Genomic DNA, 25,358 nt, shown 5'->3' on the forward strand with positions numbered 1-25,358 from the left:
ATAGGGACATGCTGGCTGACGTCGTCGACTACCTCGCCTGCCCGGTCTGCGGCGACGGGCTGAGCCTGAACGGCCCGGCCGTCAGGTGCCCCCGGGGGCACGGCTTCGACGTGGCCAGGCAGGGATACGTCAGCCTGCTGACCGGCTCCCAGGCGCCGGGCACGGCCGACAGCCCCGCCATGGTGGCCGCCAGGGAGGCTTTCCTCGGAGCCGGGCATTTCGACCCCCTGGCCGAGGCGGTCGCCGGCGCCTGCCGTACCGGCGCGAGGGTGGTCGCCGACGCGGGCGCGGGGACCGGGCACTACCTCAGCCGGGTGCTCGACCGGCTCCCGGAGGCCGTCGGGATGGCGCTGGACGTGTCCAAACACGCGACCAAACGGGCGGCGCGGGCGCACGCCCGGCTGGGAGCGGTGGTGGCCGACGTGTGGAGGCCGCTGCCCGTCCGCGACAACACGGTGGACACCCTCATCAACGTATTCGCCCCCCGGAACGGGGCAGAGTTCGCCCGGATCCTCAAAGGTGACGGCGAGCTGATCGTGGTGACACCCACCTCAAGGCATCTCGCACCCCTGGTCGAGCGGCTGGGTCTTCTCTCGGTGGACGAGTCGAAGGAACGCCGGGTGGCGGAGAGCCTGAGCGACCACTTCCTTGAAACCGGACGGAGCACTCACGAGTTCGAGATGGCCCTGGGACACGAGGCCGTCGAGGCCGTCGTGGGAATGGGTCCGAGTGCCTGGCATACGGATAAGGAGGTTATGCGACGAAAAATCACAGAGCTCCCCGAAACAAGCAATGTGGTTGCTTCTTTCCGTATGTCTATCTTTCAACCCCACCTCCGATCAAGTCGTGTGCTTGACAGCCACCTTCGTGACACATGTTACTGATGTGACTTTTAGTCCGAAATTCCCACACATTAGTGAAGCGGATAATCCCTGAAGGCGACATACTGGACCGCAATCCGGCGAGCCCACGCCTGGACGCGTGAAGCCAATGCCTTGACGGAGGGAAGCGCCATATGAAGGCGGAGGAACGCTGGCAGGCCAGGTTCGGTGCGCCGCGTGTGACGCTGCCCGTGTGGGCACGCCAGGCTCCCGCCCGGGCCGTCTACCGCAGTAACGCCTCCGGCGCGTGGGAGGTCTACGTCTGGGACCGCGCGGCAGGCTCGGCGCGCCAGGCGACCGCCCGGCCCAAGGGCACCTCGCACGGCGCGCTCGACCCCACCGGCCAATGGATCTGGTGGTTCTCCGACACCGACGGCGACGAGTGGGGCCGCTGGATGCGCCAGCCCTTCGGCGGCGGTCCCGACGAGCCGATCGACCTCGAACCCGGTTTCCCCGCGGGGATCGCCCTGTCCTCGACCGGCGAGGCGGCCATCGGCATGGCCCGCCCCGGCGAAGGCTTCACGATCTATCTCGTACGGCCGGGCGAGCCCGCGCGCGTGATCTACGAGCACGCCGAGGCCGCCTCCGTGTCCGCCATCTCCCTGGACGGCTCGCTGATCGCGATCAGTCACAGCGAGCACGGCGACTCCCGGCATCCCGCGCTGCGGGTGCTCCGGCCGAACGGCGAACTCGTCGGCGACCTGCACGACGGCCCCGGCAAGGGTGTTCTCGGCCTGCGCTTCGCGCCCCTTCCCGGCGACCGCAGGCTGCTCACCCTGCACGAGCGCAGAGGCCGCCGCGAACCGCTGGTCTGGGACCCCGAGACCGGCGACCAGCGGGAGATCTGGCTACGCGACCCCGGTGAGATCACCGCCGACTGGTACGACGACGGGCGCTCGCTGCTCGTCATCCGGGCCAACCGCGGCCGCACCACCCTGACCCGCTACGACCTCCCCGGCGGCGGGCACTTCCCGATCGAGACCCAGCACGGCGTGATCGAGGCCGCCGCGCCCCGTCCCGACGGCTCCGTGGAGTACTCCTGGTCCAGCGGCGCCCACCCGCAGGTGATCCGGTCGACCAACGGCCACGTGGTGATGAACCACGGCGGGCCGATCTCCCCGCCGTCCGTCCCGGTGGAGGACGTCGACGTGGAGGGCCCCGGCGGTCGCATCCACGCCCTGGTCTCCCGTCCCGAACGCGGGTCCGGGCCGTTCCCCGCGGTCTTCCTGCTGCACGGCGGGCCGACCGCGCAGGACGACGACTCCTTCGTGCCCCAGGTGGCCGCGTGGGTGGATCTCGGCTTCGCGGTGGTGCGGGTCAACTACCGCGGCTCGACCGGGTACGGCTCGGCCTGGCGCGACGCGCTGAGCGGCGACGTCGGGCACATCGAGCTGGCCGACGTGGCCGCCGTCAGGGACACCATGGTCGACCGGGGCGTCGTCGACCCGGATCGGCTGGTGCTGTCCGGCGCCTCGTGGGGCGGCTACCTCACGCTCCTCGGTCTGGGCACCCAGCCCAAGATGTGGGCGGCGGGCATCGCCACGGTGCCGATCGCCGACCATCTGGCCGCCTACCAGGAGGAGACCGAGGCGCTGCGCGCCTACCACCGCGCGCTGCTCGGCGGCTCTCCCGCCGAACAGCCTGAGCGCTACAGGCACTGCTCGCCGATCACCTACGTCGACCAGGTCGAGGCGCCGCTGCTGATCCTGGCCGGGGAGAACGACCCGCGCTGCCCGATCGGGCAGATCGAGACGTACGTGTCCCGGCTCGCCGAGCGCGCCCACGACCACGAGGTGTACCGCTACGACGCGGGCCACGGCTCGCTGGTCGTCTCCGAGCGCATCGCGCAGATGTCGGCCCAGCTCGACTTCGCCCGCAAGCACGTGAAGACGGAGCCCTGACCCTCTCCGTGCCCGGTGTCCGCCGTTTCGCCGCAGGCCGGAACAAGCGCCCTCGGACCTCCCGCCGTGCCGTTCGTCATCGGGCCGGCCACCGCGCCGTCGCGATCGTGACGGCGAGGCCGGTGGCCGGAAATCCCGGCGCCTAAAGGAAACCGTAAGCAATCCGTAAACGGGTCCCGCCATGCTTGAGGCACATCGAACAGCGGGCCGCACCGGACCCGCCGCCCATTGAGGAGCAGGCCATGAGCAAGGTCGTCGCAGTCATCTACATCTCGATGGACGGCGTCGTGGAGGCGCCCGCCTGGACCGGGCCGTTCTGGAACGACGACCACGGCAAGTTCCAGGCCGGTCAGCTCGCCCAGAGCCGCGCCCTGCTCCTGGGCCGCGTCACCTACGACGGCATGGCCCAGGCCTGGCCGCAGATGGAGGCCGCGGGCCAGGACGTGGGCGAGATGAACAACCTTCCGAAGTACGTGGCCTCCACCACGCTCACCGACCCGACGTGGAACGCCACCGTCATCGACGGCGACGTCGCCGAGGAGGTCGCCAAGCTGAAGGCCGAGGACGGCAAGGACCTCCTCATCTACGGCAGCGGCGATCTCGTCAACTACCTGATCGAGCACGACCTCGTCGACGAGCTCAAGCTCTTCCTGCACCCGGTCGTCGTCGGCACCGGCAAGCGCCTCTTCGCCGACGGCATCGACACCAAGACCTGGCGGCTCGGCGGCACCCACGTCTTCAGCTCCGGCGCGATCGTTCTGGACTACCGCCCGGCGGCCCGGCAGGAGGCATAGGGACAAGCCGGCGAACCGGGGGCGCCGGACCGCCGAGTCGTGAAACCGCCAGGATCCCGATCACAGGGTTCACCGGGTCTCACGAGGACCACCGAGGTCACCGGGGCCTCGGTGCCGGGCCGCCGGCACCGGCCGCCGGACCCTCTGGTTCATCTGGCGCGAAGGACCACGATCGCCAGGTCGTCCGCGCTCGGCTCGGGGGCGAAGTCTTGCACGGCACGGCGGATCCGCTCGGCGACCGCCCGGGCCGACAGGCCCACGCACTCGGCGAGCAGCTTGGCCAGACCCCCGTCGTCGTCGAGCAGGTGGCCGTTCCGGCGTCGCTCGGTCACCCCGTCGGTCACCGCGAGAAGGACGTCTCCGACGTCGAGGTGGACGAGCTCCGCCTTGAAGGTCGCCTCGGGGAAGACCCCCAGCAGGGACTGGGAGGTCACCACGGTCTCCACGACGCCGCTGGGCCGCAGTCGCAGCGCCTCGGGATGACCCGCGGAGACCACCCACACGTCCAGCCCGGTCGGCACCGGCGTGATCTCCCCGTGCAGCAGGGTCAGGAACCGGGCCCGCTCGCCCTCCTCCAGGATCGCCTGGTTGAGGCGGTCGAGGACGGCGGCCACGCCGTACCCCTCCCTGGAGAGCAGACGCAGGGTGTGCCGGGCCAGGCCGGTGACCGCGGCGGCCTCGGGACCGGTCCCGCAGACGTCGCCCACCGCGAACCGCCACGCGTCGTTCCCCGCGGCGAACAGGTCGTAGAAGTCACCGCCGACCTCGTTGGTCTCCCCCGCGGGCTCGTAGACCACGGCGGAGTCGAGCCCGGGGATCTCACCCGGCTCGTTCGGGGGCAGCAGGCTGCGCTGCAGAGCCCGGTTGGCCGCCGCCTGGGTGGCGTAGAGCCGGGCGTTGTCCATGGCGAGGGCGGCCCGGCGGCCGATGTCCTCGGCGTACTGGAAAATGTCCTCGGGGAACCGGTCGGGCCGTCCCAGGCACATCGTCCCCAGCACCCGTCCGCGGGCGAGGAGCGGGATCACCAGCATCTGGGAGTCGCCGAGCTGCGTCGAGCCGCCGGACTGCGGGATCTGGACCGCGGCGAGCTCCTCGGCCAGCTCGTCGATGCGCCGCTCGTCGGTGTGCCACAGGTAGGCCGGGCGCTGCGGGCCGCCGCCGTCGGTCCAGGTGTAGACGGCGCACCAGGTGGCCAGCCGGGGCACCACGATCTGCGAGATGATCGCGGGCACCATGTCGGGGTTGAGGGTGCCCGCGAGCAGGTCGCTGGCGTCGGCCAGGAAACCCATCCAGATCGGCCCGCGGCTCGGCTCCTCCATGGACGACTCGGAGACCGTCCGTCCCGCGAATTCGGGCAGCCGGAGCCTGGCCCACTGGGTGCGGTGCTGTCCGGCGAAGGTGACACCCCACTCTTCGACGGGCACACTGGGACCGTTGGGGCCCTGTTCGGGGGCGCTGTTCTGGCGCACCTCGATCCGGACACCATCACCCAGATGGCTCCAGACGACCTCGAACGGCAGGTCGATCACCTGTGAGGTCAGCTCTTCCGCCAGGCGATCCGCCAGTGTCAGCACAGACGCGGCGGCCCAGGCGGTCAGCACCTCTTCGGTGAACCGCCTGGCGGCAGAGACGGCCGTGTCTCCTGGGGCGAATGTCGCGGCCAGGACGGCTCGGGGAGCATTGGTCACTGTTCCGTGACTACCACACATCCCGCTGCCATGGGGTGAATCGAAGGCGGGACTACAGGTTGCGCACCGTGACAGACTGGGGTGACTCACGGCTGCGCACCCGGGAGTCAGGGAGGTCTTATGACCACGGCCAACACCGTGTCCGACGTCGAGGAGCGACGTTACAGCGAGTCTGATCTGCAACCGATTCTTCAGACGCTCATCACCTGGCGCGACGGTGACTTCCGCCGCCGGGTTCCGCATGCCCCACCAGGGATTCTCAGCGAGATCCGACTCCTGCTCAACGAGGTCGCCGACCGTCGCGAACACCTCGCCAACGAGCTCCATCGCGTCCGCCGCGAGGTGGTCAAGGAGGGCCGGTTCGGCGAACGCCTCACCGCCGGGCCCGGCGTGGGCTCCTGGGCCGAGAGCGTCGACTCGGTGAACTCTCTGATCGACGCCCTGGTCGGGCCGGTCAGCGGCGCGGCGGACGTCATCGACGCCGTGGCCAAGGGAGACCTGTCACGCCGGATCGACCTCGATCGCAGCGCCAGGGGCGAGGTGCGCCGCCTCGGCAAGGCGATCAACGGCATGGTCGACCAGCTCTCCCTGTTCACCTCGGAGGTGACGAGGGTCGCCCGCGAGGTCGGCACCGAGGGCCGGCTGGGCGGCCGGGCGAACGTGCGGGGCATGTCCGGCAGCTGGCGCGACTTGACAGAAGCCGTCAACACCATGTCAAGCCGCGTCTCCGCGCAGGTCCGCGACATCGCCCTGGTGACCACGGCGGTCGCGAGGGGCGATCTGAGCCGCAAGGTCACCGTCGACGCGGTCGGCGAGATGTTCGAGCTGAAGAACACCGTCAACACCATGGTCGACCAGCTTCTGGCGTTCGCCGAGGAGGTCACCCGCGTCGCCCGCGAGGTCGGCACCGAGGGCCAGCTCGGCGGCCAGGCCCAGGTGCGCGGCGTCTCCGGGGTCTGGAAGGACCTCACCGACAACGTCAACTTCATGGCGGGCAACCTGACCACCCAGGTCCGCGCGATCGCCACGGTCGCCACGGCGGTGGCCCAGGGCGACCTGTCCAAGAAGATCACCGCCGACGCCCAGGGTGAGATCCTCCAGCTCAAGGACACCCTGAACACCATGGTCGACCAGCTGTCGATGTTCGCCGACGAGGTCACCCGCGTCGCCCGCGAGGTCGGCACCGAAGGCCAGCTCGGCGGCCAGGCCCGGGTCCGCGGCGTCTCCGGGGTCTGGAAGGATCTCACCGACAACGTCAACTTCATGGCGAACAACCTCACCTACCAGGTCCGCAACATCGCCGAGGTCACCACCGCCGTCGCCACCGGCGACCTGACCCGCAAGATCGACGTGGACGCGCAGGGTGAGATCCTCGCGCTGAAGACCACCATCAACACCATGGTCGACCAGCTCTCCTCCTTCGCCTCCGAGGTGAGCCGCGTCGCCCGCGAGGTCGGCACCGAAGGCCAGCTCGGCGGCCAGGCCCAGGTGCGCGGCGTCTCCGGCACCTGGAAAGACCTCACCGACAACGTCAACGTCATGGCGAACAACCTGACCACCCAGGTCCGCCAGATCGCGGCCGTGTCCACCGCGGTGGCCCAGGGCAACCTGTCCAAGAAGATCACCGCCGACGCCCAGGGCGAGATCCTCCAGCTCAAGGACACCCTGAACACCATGGTCGACCAGCTGTCGATGTTCGCCGACGAGGTCACCCGCGTCGCCCGCGAGGTCGGCACCGAAGGCCAGCTCGGCGGCCAGGCCCGGGTCCGCGGCGTCTCCGGGGTCTGGAAGGACCTCACCGACAACGTCAACTCCATGGCGAACAACCTCACCTACCAGGTCCGCAACATCGCCGAGGTCACCACCGCCGTCGCGAACGGCAACCTGACCCGCAAGATCGACGTGAACGCGCAGGGTGAGATCCTCGCGCTGAAGACCACCATCAACACCATGGTCGACCAGCTCTCCTCCTTCGCCTCCGAGGTCACCCGGGTGGCGCGCGAGGTCGGCTCGGAGGGCCAGCTCGGCGGCCAGGCCCGGGTCGACGGCGCCGAGGGCATCTGGAAGCGGCTCACCGAGAGCGTGAACGAGCTGGCGGGCCGCCTCACCACCCAGGTCCGCGCGATCGCCGAGGTCACCACCGCCGTCGCCCGCGGCGACCTGACCCGCTCGATCGCCGTCGACGCCGAGGGAGAGATCGGCGAGCTCAAGGACAACATCAACACGATGGTGTCCAACCTGCGCGACACCACCACCGCCAACCAGGAACAAGACTGGCTCAAGTCCAACCTGGCCCGCATCTCCCGCCTCATGCAGGGCCATCGCGACCTGATGGAGGTCGCCAAGCTCATCATGAGCGAGCTGACCCCCCTGGTCTCGGCCCACTACGGCGCCTTCTACCTGGCGAACCCCTTCGGCGACCACGACCTGCACCTGATCGCCGGGTACGGCGCGCGCCCCGGCTCCCACCCCCGTCAGCGCTTCTCCACCGGCGAGGGGATCGTGGGACAGGCCGCGATGGAGGGCAAGAGGATCATTCTCCGGAACGTCCCCGCCCGGTATCTGACCGTGGACACCGGCCTCAGCACCTCGACCCCGGCCCAGATCGTCGTGCTGCCGATCCTGTTCGAGACCCAGGTGCTCGGTGTGCTGGAGCTGGCCTCGTTCAGCCAGTTCAGCGAAGTCCACCACGACTTCCTGAACCAGCTCGTCGAAACCATCGGCGTCACCATGAACACGATCATCGCCAACTCCCGGACCGAGGACCTGCTGACCGAGTCGCAGCGCCTCACCACCGAGCTGCAGGAGCGTTCGGACGAGCTCCAGCGCCAGCAGGAGGAGCTGCGCCGCTCCAACGCCGAACTGGAGGACAAGGCCGCGCTGCTGGCCAAGCAGAACCGGGCCATCGAGATCCAGAACTTCCAGATCGAGCAGGCGCGCCGTACGTTGGAGGAGCGTGCCGAGCAGCTCGCGGTCTCCTCCCGCTACAAGTCCGAGTTCCTGGCCAACATGTCCCACGAGCTGCGCACTCCCCTGAACAGCCTCCTCGTGCTGGCCAAGCTGCTCACCGAGAACGCCGAGGGCAACCTCACCGCCCAGCAGGTGGAGTTCGCCAAGACCATCCACGGCGCCGGTTCGGCCCTGCTCCAGCTGATCAACGACATCCTCGACCTGTCCAAGGTCGAGGCCGGCCGGATGGACGTCCACCCCCAGCAGATCTCCCTGCCCAAGCTCGTCGACTACTTCGAGGCCACCTTCGCCCCGCTGGCGCAGGACAAGGGGCTCTCGTTCGCCGTCGAGGTCGACCCGTCGATCCCGCAGGAGCTCCGCACCGACGAGCAACGCCTCCAGCAGGTGCTGCGCAACCTGCTCTCGAACGCGATCAAGTTCACCCCCAAGGGCGAGGTACGGCTGCGCGTGATCCGCGCCCAGCCCGCGGTGGCCTTCGTCGACGACACCCTGCGCGGCGCCGACGGCATCCTGGCCTTCGAGGTGGTGGACACCGGCATCGGCATCGCCGCCGACAAGCTGGAGGTCATCTTCGAGGCGTTCCGCCAGGCCGACGGCACCACCAGCCGCAAGTACGGCGGGACGGGCCTGGGCCTGTCCATCTGCCGCGAGATCGCCCGCCTGCTCGGCGGCGAGATCCACGTGGTCAGCAAGGTGGGCGAGGGCAGCACCTTCATCCTCTACCTGCCGCCGTCCTACGGCGGCCCGCTGGCCTCGCGCGACGGCGGGGCGACCGCTCCCAACTCCTCCCCCCGCAACCCGGCACTCGTCGGGGTGCTGGAGGACCCCGACGACCTGCCCGACATCCCGATCTCCGATGACATGTCCCTCTCCCCGTTCTCGCAGAACGAGGGCAAGCCGTGGAAGGGCGAGGATCCGCTCACCGGGGCCAAGATCCTGATCGTGGACGACGACATCCGTAACGTGTTCGCGCTGACCAGCGTGCTCGAACGCTACGGCTCCACGGTGGTCTACGCCGAGAACGGCCGCGAGGGCATCGAGCAGCTGGAGCGCAACGAGGACGTCGCGCTGGTCCTGATGGACATCATGATGCCGGAGATGGACGGCTGGGCCACCACCTCGGCGATCCGCCGGATGCCGCAGTTCGCCGATCTGCCGATCATCGCGCTTACCGCTAAGGTCATGCGAGGCGACCGGGAGAAGAGCATCGCCTCCGGTGCCTCCGACTACGTACCCAAGCCCGTGGATGTCGACCGCCTGCTGGAACGCCTGCGTGGATGGCTCACCCGGGGCAAGCCGGCCACCGATTCGAACGAAGGCGTGTGATCGATGCCGGACCGAGCCAAAATTCTCCTGGTGGACGACCGGGAGGAGAACCTGATCGCGCTCGAAGCCATCCTCAGCTCGCTCGATCTGACGCCCGTCCGGGCCAAGTCAGGGGAGGAGGCGCTCAAAGCCCTCCTCGGCACCGAGTTCGCGTTGATCCTTCTGGATGTCCGCATGCCGGGCATGGACGGGTTCGAGACCGCGGCCCACATCAAGCGCCGCGAGCGCACCCGCAACATCCCGATCATCTTCCTGACCGTGGTCGACAGCGCTCCCGACTACGCCTTCCGCAGCTACGCCGCGGGCGCCGTCGACTACCTCACCAAGCCGTTCGACCCCTGGGTGCTCAGGGCCAAGGTCGCGGTGTTCGTCGAGCTCTACAACATGAACCGCCGCCTCGCCGAGCAGGCCACCATGCTCCGCGAGCGACTGAACACCGAGCTGCCGCCGGGTGACGCCGCCGAGCACGCGGCCGTGCTCCCCGAGCTCTCCAAACGCCTCACCGCGGTCGAGGACGAGCTCGTCCGGGTCGCCGAGCTGGCCCGCAAGGGCGGCGACCCCACCCTCACCGGCCCGATGTCCGACCTGTCCAACCGGCTCGAACACCTGCGAGCGGGCTTCGACGCCCTCTCCTGAGGAGGGGGTCCCTCGCAGCCGGGAAGCTCGTCGCCGATCCACGACTGCTGGAGAGGCCCCGGAAGGGCACGGCCCGCGACCGGCCGTGCCGGAGAACCTCAGGGGCTGCGCGGGATCAGCGGCGGGCGCGTTCGAGGGCGTCCCAGAAGCCCCGGCGGAGGGCGTGACGGACCTCGTCGTGGAGGAGGAAGTCGATCGGCAGGGAGGAGCCCTGGAGAAGGCGCGCCTCCAGGTCGGAGGGCATGCGGGGCTTGCGGGCGAGCACCGCCTCCAGCCACAGGGCGGGCGCGTCCTTGGCGACGGACTCGCCGAAGTCGTGGCCCTCCTTGTGCGCGGCCTTCACCGCCTCGGAGAGGGTGGTCGTGCTGCTGGTGGCCGCGCTCTGGATCGGCACGGGAGCCGCCTGAGGCCCGGTGTAGGCGCCGAGCTGGGACGTCTGGTAGCTCGGCATGCCGCCGGTGTTGCCGCCCATGGAGTACTGGGGGGCGGGCGGCTGCGGACCGGTCGGGCCGTTGGGAGCCACGGGAGGCGGGGCCGGGGCCGCCGGAGCCGGCGGGGGGACCGGAAGCGCCTGCGGGGACTCATGGGTGTAGCTCGGGTAGGCCGGGAGCGCGGGCTGGGAGTGGGCCGCGCGGGAGGTCTGGGCCACGGGAACCGGGGTGGTGGGCGGGGCGCCGTTGACACTGTGGGAGCCGCCGTGGGAGCCGCCGCCCTGGCCGTTGACGCTGTGAGACCCGCTGTGGGAGCCGCCCTGGCTGTTGCCGCTGTGGGAGCCGCCGCCGCCCTGGCCGTTGCCGAGCTGCTGGAGGCCGTTGCTCAGGGCGGGTGACTCCACGGCGTTGCCGGCGAGGCTGACGTAGGGCCGCAGGTGACTGCCGCCGATCTCGATCAGGTCATCGCATTCCTGGCGGAGCGTGCGGGACACCGCCCAGCTGCCGTCGGCGGTGATGTGTACGACGGTGACCCGGATGCCGAGGTCCTGGGCATCGCAGACGACCTGCGCCAGGTCTTCGTCGCCGCTGACCACCACCGCGTCGCAGACCGCGCTGTTGCGGGCCAGCGTCATCAGGTCGCGGTGAACCTGGGCGTCCACACCCTCACGGCGTCCGGGGCGGATGCGCGACAGCCTGAGCTTGAGGCCGGGGATGTCGGCCAGCGTGTCGTGCTCGGGCGTGCGGCGGCCCTCGACGGTCGCCTCGTACCAGTAGCAGCGCAGCACCGGCAGTCCGGTGCGCTCTCTGGAGAGCTGGTCGAGCATCTGGAGCATGCCCGGATAGTCCCAGGAGACGGCTTCGCGATGGCGGGTCCCATGCACGGCCATCGCGCCGTCGGCCAGCAGGTAGCCAGCGTCCACGAACAGCGCGCAGCGATCCACGCGACACCGCCCTTCCTCGTGGCCCGGCCCTTGGACTCAGACAAGTCTGAAGGAGCCCCTGAGAGACCAGATAGACGGCCCTTCCTCAGGGTAATCAAGCAGCTGATCGTCCGAGGGTGAATCCCGACGATTCCACCCGCGCCCGCCCATACGCCGGACTGTTTACGCAGACCGTACCAGTTTGTCCCGTTATTGAGGTGCCACTCGGATGGTCACGAATCCATCCGAACACTCACCACCGCGGCCCCGAAAAGCAAGACGTCCTGACGGGTGCTCACCGTGAGCACCGGATCCCGGCCGAGGGTCGCCTGGAAGCCGTCCACATCCGTGCCGAAGGTCACGCTCGTATCCCTCGCCCCGGTGGCGGACCCGTCGAACGGGTTGCGCGGGTCCCTGTCCCCGCTGTCCGGGCGGAGGGTACGGCCGCCCAGCGTCACCCGGTCTCCCCGCACGCTCGCGTCGCCCTCCCAGGTCACCAGTGCCACCCGCGCGGGCGTGCCGGTGGACGTCAGCCCGTTGAGCGGGATCCGCACCGACCTGTGCCCGCCGTCCAGCACGGTGGCGGTGTCGACGACGACCGCCTGGCTGTACGGCCGGCTCGGATCAGCCGCGATGATCACCAGACTCCACCCGGCGTGCTGCGAGACTCCGGGCCTCAGCGAGGCGTCCGCCACCCAGTACGTTCCGCGGACCTCGCCCACCAGCCGCGTCACGTCGGCGAACGCCTGGTATCTCCGGCCGGACGGCAACCCCCTCTCCACCACCCGCGCCGCCCTCACCTTCCTGTATCTCTCGTCCCCCGGCGCCTTGAACTTGACCTGCCCGCTGGAAGGCGCGCTCGCCGACCAGTAGAGGCCGGCCCAGACCAGCTTGCTGGTCCTCGGCAGGAGAAGCTGGGCCGCGCTCGAATTTGTCGTCGACGGGTCCCCGTCCTTGTCGAAAGGGCGCATCGCCCAATGGTTGTTGTCCCGACGGTCACCCGTGCGCGAACGGGCGGCACCGCACGCGGATCCGGCGCGCACGCAGCTCAGCAGGGTGTTCCCGATCGCGGAGGTGACCACCCGGCCGTCCGTGGCGAACCGGGCGGGGGCGCCGGCGGCCCGTACCCCGCTGCTCGACCTGGCCGTCGTCCGCACCCCTCCGGCGGAGACCGTGACCGAGGGCGCCGAACCCTTGACCCCCGCCGCCGAGGAGACCAGGACCCGCAGGAACACCGCCGTGGCCTGGTCCGCCGCCAGCGAGCCACGGGTGCACCGCGCGCCTCGGGCCCGCATCCGGCAGGACCAGCCGTCGACCGTACCGACCGGCGTGACCACGACGACCGCCCGTCCCCTCCGGGCCGCCGCCAGCAGCGTCACCCCGTCCGGCAGGCCGATGTCGGCGACGAGCTCGCCGCTCTCCTCGGCGGCGGCGTTGTGCAGCCGTACCACCACGATGCCGGGCTCGGACCTGACCAGCGCACCGAGCACGTCGATCCTGGCGACCAGGCGCGACGAGGACCTGGTGTTCGTCCGCCCCCTCGGACTCGCCGTGCCCCGGGGACCCGCCCCACCTCGGAGACTCATCCCACTGCGGGGACTCGCCTCACTTCGCGAACTCGCCGCCCCTTTCGGACTCGCCTCACTACGAGGACTCGCCGCTCCTGTCGGGCTCGCCTCACTTCGTGAACTCGCCTCGGTGCGAGGACTCGCCCGGTCTTCGAGGCCGGCCCCGCTCCGGAGACTCGCCTCACTACGAGGACTTGCCTCACTACGAGGACTTGCCGCTCCTTTCGGGCTCGCCTCACTACGAGGACTCACCCCGCTACGAGGACTCGCCTCATTCGGGGGACGGGCTCCGCCTCCGGGACCGGCCCCGGGACTCGCCCCGCTATGGGGGCTCGCCTCACTACGGGGGCTCGCCTCGCGTACGGGTGGCTGCGCCACGATTCCGGGGCTTTTCCGCCCCTCCGCCCCCTGGCTCGGGGACGGCCACGGGGCATGGGGGCGGGGCTCCGGGGTCACGACCGGCCCCACGACGGAGGAGGGCAGCGGTTCGCCCGCCGACACCAGCACGAGCGCCGACGCCGTCACGACCGCCGTAACCGCCACACCGGCCGCGATCACGCGCCGCAGGGGCCGGGGCGCCCGCCGCCACCGGCCGGACACCCCGCCTCCGGCCGTGGCGCCCATCTTGCCCAGCGCCGTTCGATACCCGGCGAACGCCGGACCGACGATGAGCGGACCGACGACGGCCCGCAGGCTCTGGCCCATACCGGCCAGCTCGACGAACACGGCGTGGCAGCCGGGGCAGTCGTTCATGTGCCCGTCCACGGCCAGGCTCTCTTTTTTGGTCAGGCCGCCCCGCACGTGATTCCCCAGCTTGCCCAGCATCGGGCGGCACTCCGGGGAGAGTGTCTCGGCCAGGTGGATCCGCAGGCAGGCCTGGCGCATCTTCTCCCGGGCCTGGTAGGCCAGTGCGGCCACCCCGTTCTCCGTGAGGTTCAGCAGGACGGCGATGTCGGCGAGCCTGCCCGACTCGACCTCGACGTGCCAGAGGACGAGCCGCCACCGCTCCGGCAGGGAAAGGAAGGCTCTGGCGGGCGGCGACTGCCTCAGATGGGCCAGCGCCGGGTCCACGAAAGGCACCTCCGGGTCGAGGGGCTCGATCTCCTCGCCCGGCTCCTGCCCGTCGCCCCTCTCGGACCGGTCGTGGATCGTATGTCGGAGCGCGGTGAGCAGGTAGACCCGGAACGCCTGCTCCGGGCCGCCGCCCCGCTCGATCACGTGATGGATCCCGGCGAACGTCTTCTCCACGACGTCCTCGACCTCGGCCTCGCCCGAGACGAGTTGCTGGGCCAGGGCCCAGGCCGCGGACACATGCCGCCGGTAGAGCCAGTAATAGGCCTCCGCATCCGCCTCACGGGTCGCGGCCAGCAGCTCGGCGTCGCCTTGAAGTGATTTCGCACTCATTGTGACCTCATCAATACCAAGAGTTACTCACCGCATGATTCCGCAGCCTCTGGCATGACTAAACCCCGATCGATTTTTTATCGGGGGGGCCAGGTGCGAACCGCGCGTCATGCGGACCGCCCTAACCTTGGTGCCATGAACGATCGCGAGAACCTGTTGGTCGAGATCAAGAGCAAGGGCGTCGTACACGGCAAGGTCGTGCTGTCCTCGGGCAAGGAGGCGGACTTCTATGTGGACCTGCGCCGGGTGACCCTCGACGGGCAGGCGGCGCCGCTGGTGGGCCGGGTCATGCTGGACCTCACCGAGGACCTCGACTACGACGCGGTCGGCGGGCTCACCCTGGGCGCCGACCCCGTGGCGACCGCCATGCTGCACGCGGCGGCGGCGCGAGGCAGGACGCTCGACGCGTTCGTGGTCCGCAAGGCGCAGAAGGCGCACGGCATGCAGCGCCGGATCGAGGGCCCGGACGTGGCGGGGCGACGGGTGCTCGCGGTGGAGGACACCTCCACGACCGGCGGATCCCCACTGACCGCGGTGGAGGCGCTCCGCGAGGCGGGCGCCGAGGTCGTGGCCGTGGCCACAATCGTGGACCGGGGGGCCGCCTCCGCGATCGCCGAGGCGGGCCTGCCGTACCGGACCGCCTACAACCTGAGCGACCTCGGCCTGGGCTGAACCAGAACGGCCTGCAACCTGAGCGACTTCGGTCCGGACCGAACCAGAACGGCCTGCAACCTGAGCGATCTCGGTCCGGACCGAACCAGGACCGCCTACGACCCGGACGACCTCGGCCCGAGCCGAACAAGACCGCCTACACCTCAGACGACCTCGGTCTGAGCCGAACAGGACCGCCTACGACCCGGACGACCTCGGCCTGTGCCCGCGGCGTCCGGAGAGAATGCTCACTGCTCTCGGGAAACGGTGAACTCCTGGCGCTCCCCGGGCTTGCCCGGGGGGCGGACGGTGCCGTTCACCCGGACGTGGACGGCGGTGGAGTCTGCCAGCACCACGTCGACCTTGGAGTCGAAGGACTGGACCTGCTCGTCCTTGACCAGTTCCCGGTTGAGCAGCACATCGCCTCCGACGACCTTGAGGAAGACCGCGGGACAGCGCTCCCGCGCGCACTGGATGAGAACCGTCGGGACCCGCCCCGAGGCGGAGGGCTTGGGGGCGGTGGTCGTGGGAGCGGCGGCCGGAGGCGAGGAGGTCGCGGGCGCGGGCAAGGCGGCCGACTCCGGCGGGGGGTCCAGCGCGCCGATCAACGAGAGAGCTCCGACCACGATCAGGGCGACGAGAGCCAGCACCGCCAGACCTGCGAGAACCAGTCGGGCGACACCCATCGGATCAGAACTGTGGCGTCCCACACTGTGGAGGTTAGCGGCTGGTGAGGTATCTCTCGACCGGCCGGGGACATCGGTTACGGCTGGATGTTTCGCCTTGTCGGAGCGGTGGGAGCACCGAGACGGTGCTTTCCTCCGGACTCGGGACCACCGGAACCGCCGCCCTTACGGCCCTTCACGAATTCCAGGACGATCGGGATGATCGAGAGGAGAATGATCACAAAAGCGCCCGGCAGAATGTATTTGTCGATGTCGGGCACCGCGGAGCCGACCACGCGGCCGAAAATCAGCATGCTGTCGGTCCAGAGAATCCCGCCGACGCAGTTCCACAGGAAGAACCTCTTGCGGTCCATGCCGAGCATTCCGGCGACCGGGTTGAGGAAGGTGCGCACGATCGGGATGAACCGGGCGAGCACCACGGCCTTGGCGGGGCCGAACTTCTGGAAGTAATACTCGGCCTTGTCGACGTGCTCCTGCCTGAAGAGCTTGGAGTCGGGCTTGTCGAACAGCCTGCGGCCGAACGTGGCGCCGAGGTGATGGCCCAGCTGGGCGCCGATGATGGCGCAGATCGGGGCCAGGACCAGCAACACGGGGAACGAGAGCGGTGTGAGCCCGGGAATGGCGGCGGCCGCCTCGACGGTGCTGAAGACCCCCGCGGCGACGAGCAGCGAGTCACCGGGCAGGAAGAATCCGAGCAGCAGCCCGGTCTCGGCGAAGATGATGCCGAGCACCCCGATGGTGGCGAACGGGCCCAGCAGGCCGAGCCACCACTTGGGGTCAAGGAGATTGTGCAGGAGGTCCATCGGCGTGAAGCCTATCTGCGACGGAGCCCCACCGCTGACAGATCGCATGGGCCGAAGTGGTTGCGAAGCTATCCGGCCGGGGCAGAACCCGGAATACTAGCGGACGGGCATTGTCCTAAGCCCCGCGCCAGCTGTTCACAGCCGTCTCCAGGGAGATGACACCGATGCCTATCGCGACTCCAGAGGTCTACGCCGAGATGCTCGATCGGGCCAAGGCGGGCGGGTTCGCCTATCCGGCGATCAACGTAACCTCGTCCCAGACCCTCAATGCCGCGCTCAGGGGCTTCGCCGAAGCTTCGAGCGACGGCATCATCCAGGTGTCCACCGGCGGCGCCGAATTCCTTTCGGGTACAACGATCAAGGATATGGTGACCGGTTCGGTGGCGCTGGCGGAATACGCCCGCGTCGTCGCGGCCAAATACCCCGTGACGGTCGCCCTGCACACCGACCACTGTCCCAAGGACAAGCTGGACGGTTTTGTACGGCCGCTGCTCGACATCTCGCTCGAGCGGGTCGCCAAGGGACAGGACCCCCTGTTCCAGTCGCACATGTGGGACGGCTCCGCCGTACCGCTGGACGAGAACCTGGAGATCGCCAAGGATCTCCTGGAGAAGGCCGCCCGCGCGAGGATCGTTCTCGAGGCGGAGATCGGCGTCGTCGGCGGCGAGGAGGACGGCGTCGTCGGCGAGATCAACGAGAAGCTCTACACCACCGCCGAGGACGCCCTGGCGACCGCCGAGGCCCTGGGCCTCGGCGAGCGAGGCCGCTACATGCTCGCCGCGACCTTCGGCAACGTGCACGGCGTCTACAAGCCGGGTCACGTCAAGCTCCGCCCGAGCGTGCTGAAGGACATCCAGGACGCGGTCGGCGCCAAGTACGGCAAGGAGAAGCCCTTCGACCTGGTCTTCCACGGCGGCTCCGGCTCGCTGCTGGAGGAGATCCAGGAGGCCATCTCCTACGGCGTCGTGAAGATGAACATCGACACCGACACGCAGTACGCCTTCACCCGCCCGATCGCCGATCACATGTTCAGAAACTACGACGGCGTGCTCAAGGTCGACGGTGACGTCGGCAACAAGAAGGCCTACGACCCCCGGTCCTACGGCAAGGCCGCCGAGACCGCGATGGCGGCCCGCATCGTCGAGGCCTGCCAGCACCTGAAGTCCGCGGGCACCAAGCTCGCCTGACGGGCGAACGACGGAGAAACGGATCCCGGATCGGCCCCCGGAGAGAAATCTCCGGGGGCCGATCTTGGCCTGACGTGCCTTCACCGGGTAGGACTGTCGTCATGGAATCGCACGAGAACCTCCTCGCCGGCCCGCCACCCACCCTGCTCCCCGACCTGTCCGAGGCCCGGGAGGCCCTGGAGGCCGGCGCCCAAGCATCTGACGTCGCCGCGCGCTTCCCCACCTATCCGGCCGCGTGGGCAGCGCTCGCGGACGAGTACTTCGCAGCCGGACACGCCGTGACGTCATACGCCTTCGCCCGCACCGGCTACCACCGCGGCCTGGACCAGCTCCGCAGATCGGGCTGGAAGGGCCACGGCCCGATCCCCTGGAGTCACGCCCCCAACCGCGGTTTCCTGCGGTGCCTGCACGCGCTGGCCCGCGCCGCCCAGAGCATAGGGGAGAAGGACGAGGCCGAACGCTGCTTCCAGTTCCTGAAGGATTCCAGCGCCGAGGCGTCCAAGGAACTGACCGGCCGCTGAATCCCCGGCGATCTCGGCGATCTCCGAGGCCGTCGGGGTCTCCGGGATCGCCGGGATCATTAAGCCTCCGAGGCCGCCGAGATCGCCAAAAACATCAAGGGCGTCGAAGTCGCCGAGGTCAAGAGATCTCCCACCCTTGGACGGGAGATGCCCATTTCGGACGTCGTCGGGTATTCTCGCTACGCAAGAGCCCCTGTCGCGATTGCGCCAGGGGTTTTCGTTTTTGTGGTGGGAGATTCACGATGCCGGCTGTCGTTCTCTTTGGTGCCCAGTGGGGCGATGAGGGCAAGGGTAAGGCGACCGACCTGCTCGGCGACCAGGTCGACTACGTCGTCAGATACCAGGGAGGAAACAACGCGGGTCACACGGTCGTGATCGGCGACCAGAAGTACGCGCTGCATCTGCTGCCGACGGGAGTGCTCTCCCCGAACGTCGTCCCGGTCATCGGCAACGGCGTCGTCATCGATCCGAGCGTGCTGCTGAGCGAGATCGACGGGCTGGCGGCCCGGGGGGTCTCCGCCGAGCGGCTGCTGATCTCCGCCAACGCGCATCTGATCATGCCCCACCACAGGGCCATCGACAAGGTCACCGAGCGCTACCTCGGCAAGGCCAAGATCGGCACCACCGGCCGGGGCATCGGCCCCGCCTACGGCGACAAGATCTACCGGATGGGCGTGCGGGTCCAGGACCTGCTCGACCCGGGCATCCTGCAGCAGAAGATCGAGGTCGCGCTCAACGAGAAGAACCAGATCCTCACCAAGATCTACAACCGCCGGGCGATCGACGCGGGCAAGGTCCTGGATGAGTATCTCGGCTACGCCGAGCGCCTCAAGCCGCACATCGCGGACACCTCGCTGGTCCTGAACAAGGCCCTCGACTCCGACAAGGTCGTGCTGCTGGAGGGCGGCCAGGGCAACCTGCTCGACATCGACCACGGCACCTACCCGTTCGTCACCTCCTCCTCCCCGACGAGCGGCGGCGCCTGCGCGGGCTCCGGCATCCCGCCGACGCGGCTCACCCGGGTGATCGGCATCATCAAGGCCTACACCACCCGCGTCGGCTCCGGCCCGTTCCCGACCGAGCTCGACGACGAGATGGGCGAGTGGCTGCGCACCACCGGCGGCGAGTACGGCGTGACCACCGGCCGCAACCGCCGCTGCGGCTGGTTCGACGCGGTGATCGCCCGCTACGCCACCCGGATCAACGGCGTCACCGACTTCTTCCTCACCAAGCTGGACGTGCTGTCCGGCCTGGAGACGATTCCCGTCTGCGTGGCCTACGAGGTGGACGGCGTCCGCTACGACGAGATCCCGATGACCCAGACCGACTTCCACCACGCCAAGCCGGTGTACGAGGAGTTCCCCGGCTGGCAGGAGGACATCACCGGCGCCAGGAGCTTCGAGGATCTGCCCGCCAACGCGCAGTCCTACGTGAAGGCCCTGGAGAAGATGAGCGGCGCCCGCATCTCCGCCATCGGCGTCGGTCCCGGCCGCACCGAGACTCTCCAGATCAACCCATTGATCTAGTTTTCTCCCGCTACGGCTCGCACCTGGGAAGTCCGGACGCGAGCCGTAGCGGGAGAACGGCGCATGAGGTCGATAAGGTCCCTCTGTGCATGCCGAGATTCATGGCCATCGCGGAGCCCGCGGACTCCGTCCCGAGAACACGCTGCCCGGTTTCGCCCACGCTCTGGAGCTGGGTGTCGACGCGCTGGAATTTGATGTCGCGTTGACGGCCGACCGGCGGCTGGTGCTCACACACGACCTCACCGTGTCCTCGATCACCAGTGCCGACGTCCGTCCGGCGTTCCGGGGTGACCCGCTCTTCCCCTACGTGGGCCGGCCCATCGGCGAGCTCACCCTGGCACAACTGCGCACGCTTGAGGTCGGGGTACGGCTGCCGCGCCAGGAGAACGACCGTTTCGCCCCCACCCAGGTGCCGGTGCCGAACACGCGGATGCCGACCCTGGGAGCCGTCCTGGGTCTGGCGGACGCCTACTGCGCCCGCGACGTGCGGATGCACGTGGAGCTCAAGTCCGACCCGACGAGGCCGGAGCTCAGCGCCGACCCCCGCGAGCTGACCGAACTGGTACTCGCCGAGCTCGACCGGCACCACAGACTCGACCGGGCGGCGATCCTCAGCTTCGACTGGCGCATCCTGGAGATCGCCCGCTCCCTGGCCCCGGCGACCCGGCGATACGCGCTGATCGAGCGGGCCACCATGGACAGCGTCTGGCTCAACGGCCTGCGGCTCGACGACTTCGACGGTGACATCCCGGCCGCCGCGGCGGCCGCCGGGGGCACCACGGTCTCCCCCGAGCACGTGATGGTGGACGAGGAGTTCGCCCGCCGGGCCGAGAAGATCGATCTGCCGATGGCCGTGTGGACCGTCAACGAGCCCGGCCGGGCCGCCGAGCTGCTCGACCTCGGGGCCGCCGCGATCGTCACCGACTATCCCGACCGGATGCGTGCCCTGTGGGCCGACCGGGGCATGTCCACACCCGCGCCGATCACCCCCATGCGCGGCACGGGCACCTGACCCCCCCTCCGGCGCGAACGCCCGGATCCGACTCCTCCTCGCGCCGGGCACGGGGAGGCCAGAGCCGATCGGGGGCGGGAGTTCGACGCACCGGGCACCGGGTCCGCGCTTCGAGGTCCCGCCCGGCGACGGGGTTCCACGCGCCGTCGCCTCCGCCCCCGGCGGCACGCAGGGGGCGGATCCGGCGCGGACGTCACATCCAGCCGTTGCGGCGGAACCCCCGGTAGAGCAGCGAGCAGGCGATCACCATCACGCCGATCACGACGGGATAGCCGAAAACGGATTTGATCTCGGGCATGTGCTCGAAGTTCATGCCGTAGATGCCGGCGATCATCGTGGGGACGGCCATGATGGCGACCCACGAGGAGATCTTCCGCATGTCCTCGTTGGCGAGCGCGTTCGAACGGGCGAGCGCCGCCTGCAGTATGGAGTTGCAGAGCTCGTTGGACGACTCGACCTGCTCGCAGACGCGGGCCAGGTGGTCGACGACGTCGCGGAAGTACTCGCGCATCTCGGAGGGGATCATCCGGCGCTGGGCCAGCGTGGACAACGGCGCCTGGAGCGGCGTGACGGACCGCTTCATATCGATCATCTCGCGCTTGAGGTTGTAGATCCGGCCGATGTCACGGGCGCTGACGTCGGCGAAGACCATGGCCTCGACGTCCTCCAGCTCCGTCTGCATCAGGTCGGCCACGCCGAGGTACCGGTCCACGACGTGGTCGGCGATCGCGTGCAGCACGCCGGTCGGGCCGCGGTTGAGGAGCTTGGGCTTGTCCTCCAGGCGCTCGCGCACATCCGCCAGCGGGCAGTACCTGCCGTGCCGTACGGTCACCACGAAGTCGGGGCCGACGAACACCATGATCTCGCCGGTGCCAATGATCTCGCTGGTCGCGGTCAGCACGTCGTGGTCGAGGTAGGCCACGGTCTTCAGGACCACGAACAGCGAGTCGTCGTAGCGCTCGACCTTGGGCCGCTGATGAGCCTTGACGGCGTCCTCGACGGCGAGCGGGTGCAGGGCGAAGACCTCCGCCAGCCACTCGACCTCGGGGGCGTCGGGTTCATGGAGACCGACCCAGACGAAGGCGTTGCCCTTCTCGCCGCCCTTCTCTCCGGGGTTCTTCTCGTTGGCGCTCTGCACGGCCGCGTTGTGCGCGCGGACGAGGTCGAGGGCGTCGGGGATGCCCAGCGCCTCGATCCTCTTGCCACCGATGTAGGCGGCGTACTCGACGAGTGAGTCACTCGGAGGAACGCATGTGCCGGTCATCCGGTCACGGAGGACCGTGGGGGTACGTGGGGCACGGATCACACCTGCGTGCTTGATACGGGGAAAAAGAAGCGAGGAGCGCATGGCGAGCCTTTCCTGCCCAACCCGGCAGAATCCGCACGCGACGCTATGTCACCTCGGTTCGAAGTGGGAATGCGTGCGGAGCCGGTCGGGCGCCGAAGTGGAGTGGTCGAGAGTGCGCACAGCAGGCGTGCGCGAGCACGTACTGCTGGGATCGCCAGAGGACATCCCGAACCACCTCCAATCAGCAGGAGACACGCAAAGCAGCCCAAATCTAACACGGATCTGGGGTACCTCTCAGACTACCCTCAGCCGCAAGCATCGATCATGCATAAGCTGACAAAATTCACCCACTATCACCGTCTAGCGATGGAACTTTCCAGGCTTACCCGTATAGGGAATTACTTCTCCGCTTACGGGACTATCGAGACACGACCGGTCGCGACCGTCGGAAGGCGACCGGCGTCCCGGCCCTCCGCGCCGGCTCCCACCGGGGGCGAGTGCCCCCGCGGTCGCGAATGGGCCTTCGGCGGAACGCACCCGGAGGCCGGCCCTCGCGTTCACCGCTCCGGGCGCCCGCGACGAGTTCTCCGTCCACAGCCTGTGGACAGGGAACGGGACGGGGCGCGGGCGGGCCGCGGACGGCGGCCCCGAGACCGATAGGCTCTGTCACGTGCGCGTTCTTGTGATTGGATCCGGCGGGCGTGAACACGCCCTGTGCCGGTCTCTGACGGCAGACCCCCAGGTCACCGAAGTCCACTGTGCTCCAGGAAACGCAGGTATCGCGCAGATCGCGACCCTGCATCCGGTGACCCCCACCGACCCTGCGGCGGTCGCGGAGCTGGCCCGGAGACTCGGGGCGGACCTGGTCGTGGTCGGTCCCGAGGCACCCCTCGTCGCCGGGGTCGCCGACGCGGTCAGGCAGGCGGGCATCCCCTGCTTCGGACCGTCCGGGCAGGCCGCCGAGATCGAGGGCTCCAAGGCCTTCGCCAAGGACGTCATGGCGGCGGCGGGCGTGCCCACCGCACGATCGCGCACATGCGTCACGCCGCAGGAGGCCGCCGCCGCCCTGGACGAGTTCGGCGCGCCGTACGTGGTCAAGGAGGACGGCCTCGCGGCGGGCAAGGGCGTGGTGGTCACCCACGACCGCGACGAGGCGCTGCGGCACGCCGCCGCCTGCGGCCGGGTCGTCGTCGAGGAGTTCCTCGACGGCCCGGAGGTGTCGCTGTTCGCGCTCTGCGACGGCTCCACCGCCGTGCCGCTCCAGCTCGCCCAGGACCACAAGCGCGCCTACGACGGCGACCGGGGCCCCAACACCGGCGGGATGGGCGCCTACACGCCGCTGCCGTGGGCCCCCGACGGCCTCACCGAACAGGTGATGGCCGAGACCGTCTTCCCGACCGTGGCCGAGCTCGCCGGGCGCGGCATGCCGTACACGGGAGTGCTCTACGTGGGGCTGGCCCTCACGTCCAAGGGCCCGAAGGTGATCGAGTTCAACGCCAGGTTCGGCGACCCGGAGACGCAGGTCGTGCTCGACCGGCTGCGGACGCCGCTGGCGGGCCTGCTGCTCGCCTGCGCGAACGGGACGCTCGAAGGGTTCGGCCCCCTGTCCTACCGCGACGGCGCCGCGGTGGCCGTGGTGATCGCGGCGGAGAACTACCCGGCCGACCCCGTAAGGGGCGACGTCGTCGAAGGACTCGCGGACCTCGTCGAGAACTCCTACGTGCTCCACGCGGGGACCGCGTTCGACGGCGACCGGATCGTCTCCGACGGCGGGCGGGTGCTCAACGTGATCGGCACAGGCCAGGACGTGGCCACGGCACGCGCGGTAGCCTACGAGGCGGTCGACCGCATCCGGTTGCGCGGCTCGCACCACCGCACCGACATCGCAGGACACAGCATCTGATCGGCATGTCCCGACGCGCCGGGGGCAGCCTTCCGCCCGCCCCCGGCCGCTCCGCCCCCACGGAGGAACGATGTCGCTCGACCCCGCAGTCCCCGAACGGATCGGCGACACCGGCGTGCTGCGCTGGCCGGGCACCTGGCGGGTGTACGTCGCCACCCGCAGCGAGGAGATCAAGGCCGACACCGAACGCGCCCTGACCCTGCGCGAGGAGGCGGGCCAGCTCCTGTCCGTGGGTGAGGGCATCGGCACGCACCTGGCCCGCGCGGAGTCCTACGCGCGCGGCAGGCACGGCGTACGGCGCTGGCTGACCGGCCACGCCATCGAGGGCGCCTGGTCGAACGTCAACAGCGCGACCGTGATGCTGTACGGCGTGCTGCCGACGGCCGAGCTGTGCGGGCGGGGCCCCGAGGTGTCGGCGATCGGCCGCGCCTACCTGCCGGGCGACGACCCCCGGCTGGTCCACCTCCAGAACAGGATCGCCGCCGGGGATCTGCAGGAGCAGGACAGGCCGCTGATGCAGTCGGTACTGCGGGCCGCCTACACCGCGCAGGCGATGGAGACCGGCAGGGTCCGCAACTTCCGCAACCTGCTGCTCGGCTGGGTGGTCATGCTGGCCCTGATCGTGCTGGGTGTGGTGGTCGTCGGCGCGGTCTGGCCCGACGCCATCCCCATGTGCGGCAACCAGTCGGTGATCAGGACGCAGGGGCTGATGCCCGCGCAGATCTGCCCGACGGGCGGCCTGGCGCCCAGCGGCGGCGACGTCCCGCTCGTCGCCCTGATCGGCATGCTGGGCGCGGCGCTGGCCACCGCCGCCTCGATCTCGACCCGCTCGGAGCTGTCCACCCGCTACTCGCTGGCGGTGGCCCAGAACCTGCTCAAGGCGCCCGCCGGAGTGGCCACCGCCGTGCTCGGCCTGCTGATCCTGAACTCGGGTTTCGTCCCCGGTTTCTCCGGGCTCGGCTCGCAACCGGCGATCCTGGTCTGGGCCATGGCGTTCGGGTACGGCCAGCAGGTCGTCACCCGCTTCGTCGACCAGCGAGCCGACTCCCTTCTGGTCGCCGCCTCACCGCTCACCCCTGCTTCGAACTTCCGGACCAGATAAGGCCAGGTCGAAGCGGTTATCCCCCGGCTTTTCATTGATCGGGAAAAGGCGATGGGGATCGCCTCGCACATCGGCGAGGAACGTATAAGCCGTCCCGGCCGAGAAGATTCACCGCCTCCGGCGGATCGGCACCGGCAGGGCTCCCGTATGGGAAGAT

At 69.5% G+C, this 25,358-nt stretch carries 18 protein-coding genes; 12 read left to right on the plus strand and 6 right to left on the minus strand.

What is annotated here, in order from left to right:
- Positions 1-8: 8 nt before the first annotated feature.
- The 3 genes from J2853_RS32810 to J2853_RS32820 all read left to right on the plus strand — a co-directional run bounded on the left by J2853_RS32810 (position 9) and on the right by J2853_RS32820 (position 3,576).
- Entirely contained in the window at positions 9-884 is an 876-nt protein-coding gene (locus J2853_RS32810; protein ID WP_307564580.1) for a putative RNA methyltransferase, read from the plus strand.
- Between the two features lie 131 nt (positions 885-1,015).
- A complete protein-coding gene (locus tag J2853_RS32815) occupies positions 1,016-2,782 on the plus strand; it encodes a S9 family peptidase (protein WP_307564581.1) in 1,767 nt (588 codons plus the stop codon).
- 242 nt (positions 2,783-3,024) lie between these two features.
- The gene (locus tag J2853_RS32820) at positions 3,025-3,576 is read left to right on the plus strand and encodes a dihydrofolate reductase family protein (protein ID WP_307564582.1); all 552 of its coding nucleotides are present in this window, start codon (positions 3,025-3,027) and stop codon (positions 3,574-3,576) included.
- Between the two features lie 149 nt (positions 3,577-3,725).
- On the opposite strand, the gene J2853_RS32825 is transcribed toward J2853_RS32820, so the two are convergent.
- The gene (locus J2853_RS32825) at positions 3,726-5,264 is read right to left on the minus strand and encodes a PP2C family protein-serine/threonine phosphatase (protein WP_307564583.1); all 1,539 of its coding nucleotides are present in this window, start codon (positions 5,262-5,264) and stop codon (positions 3,726-3,728) included.
- A 120-nt stretch (positions 5,265-5,384) separates the two neighbouring features.
- Here J2853_RS32825 and J2853_RS32830 point away from each other — a divergent pair, with 120 nt between their 5' ends.
- Positions 5,385-9,560, plus strand: a complete 4,176-nt coding sequence (locus J2853_RS32830; protein ID WP_307564584.1) for a HAMP domain-containing protein — start codon at positions 5,385-5,387, stop codon at positions 9,558-9,560.
- A 3-nt stretch (positions 9,561-9,563) separates the two neighbouring features.
- Complete coding sequence (locus J2853_RS32835) at positions 9,564-10,196, plus strand: response regulator (protein WP_307564585.1); 633 nt, start codon at positions 9,564-9,566, stop codon at positions 10,194-10,196.
- A 115-nt stretch (positions 10,197-10,311) separates the two neighbouring features.
- Here J2853_RS32835 and J2853_RS32840 read toward each other — a convergent pair whose 3' ends face one another.
- Positions 10,312-11,571 (minus strand): NYN domain-containing protein, encoded by a 1,260-nt coding sequence (locus tag J2853_RS32840; protein WP_307564586.1) that lies wholly within the window; start codon positions 11,569-11,571, stop codon positions 10,312-10,314.
- A gap of 212 nt (positions 11,572-11,783) precedes the next feature.
- The gene (locus J2853_RS32845) at positions 11,784-14,522 is read right to left on the minus strand and encodes an RNA polymerase sigma factor (RefSeq protein ID WP_307564587.1); all 2,739 of its coding nucleotides are present in this window, start codon (positions 14,520-14,522) and stop codon (positions 11,784-11,786) included.
- Between the two features lie 135 nt (positions 14,523-14,657).
- Here J2853_RS32845 and pyrE point away from each other — a divergent pair, with 135 nt between their 5' ends.
- Positions 14,658-15,194 carry an orotate phosphoribosyltransferase gene (gene pyrE / locus J2853_RS32850; RefSeq protein ID WP_307564588.1) on the plus strand — a complete coding sequence of 179 codons (537 nt, stop codon included), beginning with the start codon at positions 14,658-14,660 and terminating at the stop codon, positions 15,192-15,194.
- 227 nt (positions 15,195-15,421) lie between these two features.
- Here pyrE and J2853_RS32855 read toward each other — a convergent pair whose 3' ends face one another.
- On the minus strand, positions 15,422-15,859 hold the full coding sequence (locus J2853_RS32855; protein ID WP_307564589.1) for a hypothetical protein: 438 nt from the start codon (positions 15,857-15,859) through the stop codon (positions 15,422-15,424).
- Positions 15,860-15,936: 77 nt separating this feature from the next.
- Positions 15,937-16,662: a DedA family protein gene (locus J2853_RS32860; RefSeq protein WP_307564590.1), complete on the minus strand. Its 726-nt coding sequence runs from the start codon at positions 16,660-16,662 to the stop codon at positions 15,937-15,939.
- A gap of 164 nt (positions 16,663-16,826) precedes the next feature.
- Between J2853_RS32860 and fbaA the strand changes: the two genes are divergently transcribed.
- From fbaA to J2853_RS32880, 4 genes are all read left to right on the plus strand, one after another.
- Positions 16,827-17,849 carry a class II fructose-bisphosphate aldolase gene (gene fbaA / locus J2853_RS32865; protein WP_307564591.1) on the plus strand — a complete coding sequence of 341 codons (1,023 nt, stop codon included), beginning with the start codon at positions 16,827-16,829 and terminating at the stop codon, positions 17,847-17,849.
- Positions 17,850-17,950: 101 nt separating this feature from the next.
- A complete protein-coding gene (locus J2853_RS32870) occupies positions 17,951-18,370 on the plus strand; it encodes a DUF3151 domain-containing protein (protein WP_307564592.1) in 420 nt (139 codons plus the stop codon).
- A 242-nt stretch (positions 18,371-18,612) separates the two neighbouring features.
- Positions 18,613-19,896, plus strand: a complete 1,284-nt coding sequence (locus J2853_RS32875) for an adenylosuccinate synthase (RefSeq protein ID WP_307564593.1) — start codon at positions 18,613-18,615, stop codon at positions 19,894-19,896.
- A gap of 85 nt (positions 19,897-19,981) precedes the next feature.
- Positions 19,982-20,908: a glycerophosphodiester phosphodiesterase family protein gene (locus J2853_RS32880; protein ID WP_307564594.1), complete on the plus strand. Its 927-nt coding sequence runs from the start codon at positions 19,982-19,984 to the stop codon at positions 20,906-20,908.
- A gap of 193 nt (positions 20,909-21,101) precedes the next feature.
- Here J2853_RS32880 and corA read toward each other — a convergent pair whose 3' ends face one another.
- Entirely contained in the window at positions 21,102-22,172 is a 1,071-nt protein-coding gene (corA, locus tag J2853_RS32885; protein WP_307564595.1) for a magnesium/cobalt transporter CorA, read from the minus strand.
- 694 nt (positions 22,173-22,866) lie between these two features.
- Between corA and purD the strand changes: the two genes are divergently transcribed.
- Both purD and J2853_RS32895 read left to right on the plus strand, forming a co-directional pair.
- Positions 22,867-24,099 carry a phosphoribosylamine--glycine ligase gene (gene purD, locus J2853_RS32890; RefSeq protein WP_307564596.1) on the plus strand — a complete coding sequence of 411 codons (1,233 nt, stop codon included), beginning with the start codon at positions 22,867-22,869 and terminating at the stop codon, positions 24,097-24,099.
- Between the two features lie 70 nt (positions 24,100-24,169).
- A complete protein-coding gene (locus J2853_RS32895; RefSeq protein ID WP_307564597.1) occupies positions 24,170-25,201 on the plus strand; it encodes a hypothetical protein in 1,032 nt (343 codons plus the stop codon).
- Positions 25,202-25,358 lie beyond the last annotated feature (157 nt).

The sequence above is a fragment of the Streptosporangium lutulentum genome (genome assembly GCF_030811455.1).
GTDB lineage: Bacteria > Actinomycetota > Actinomycetes > Streptosporangiales > Streptosporangiaceae > Streptosporangium > Streptosporangium lutulentum.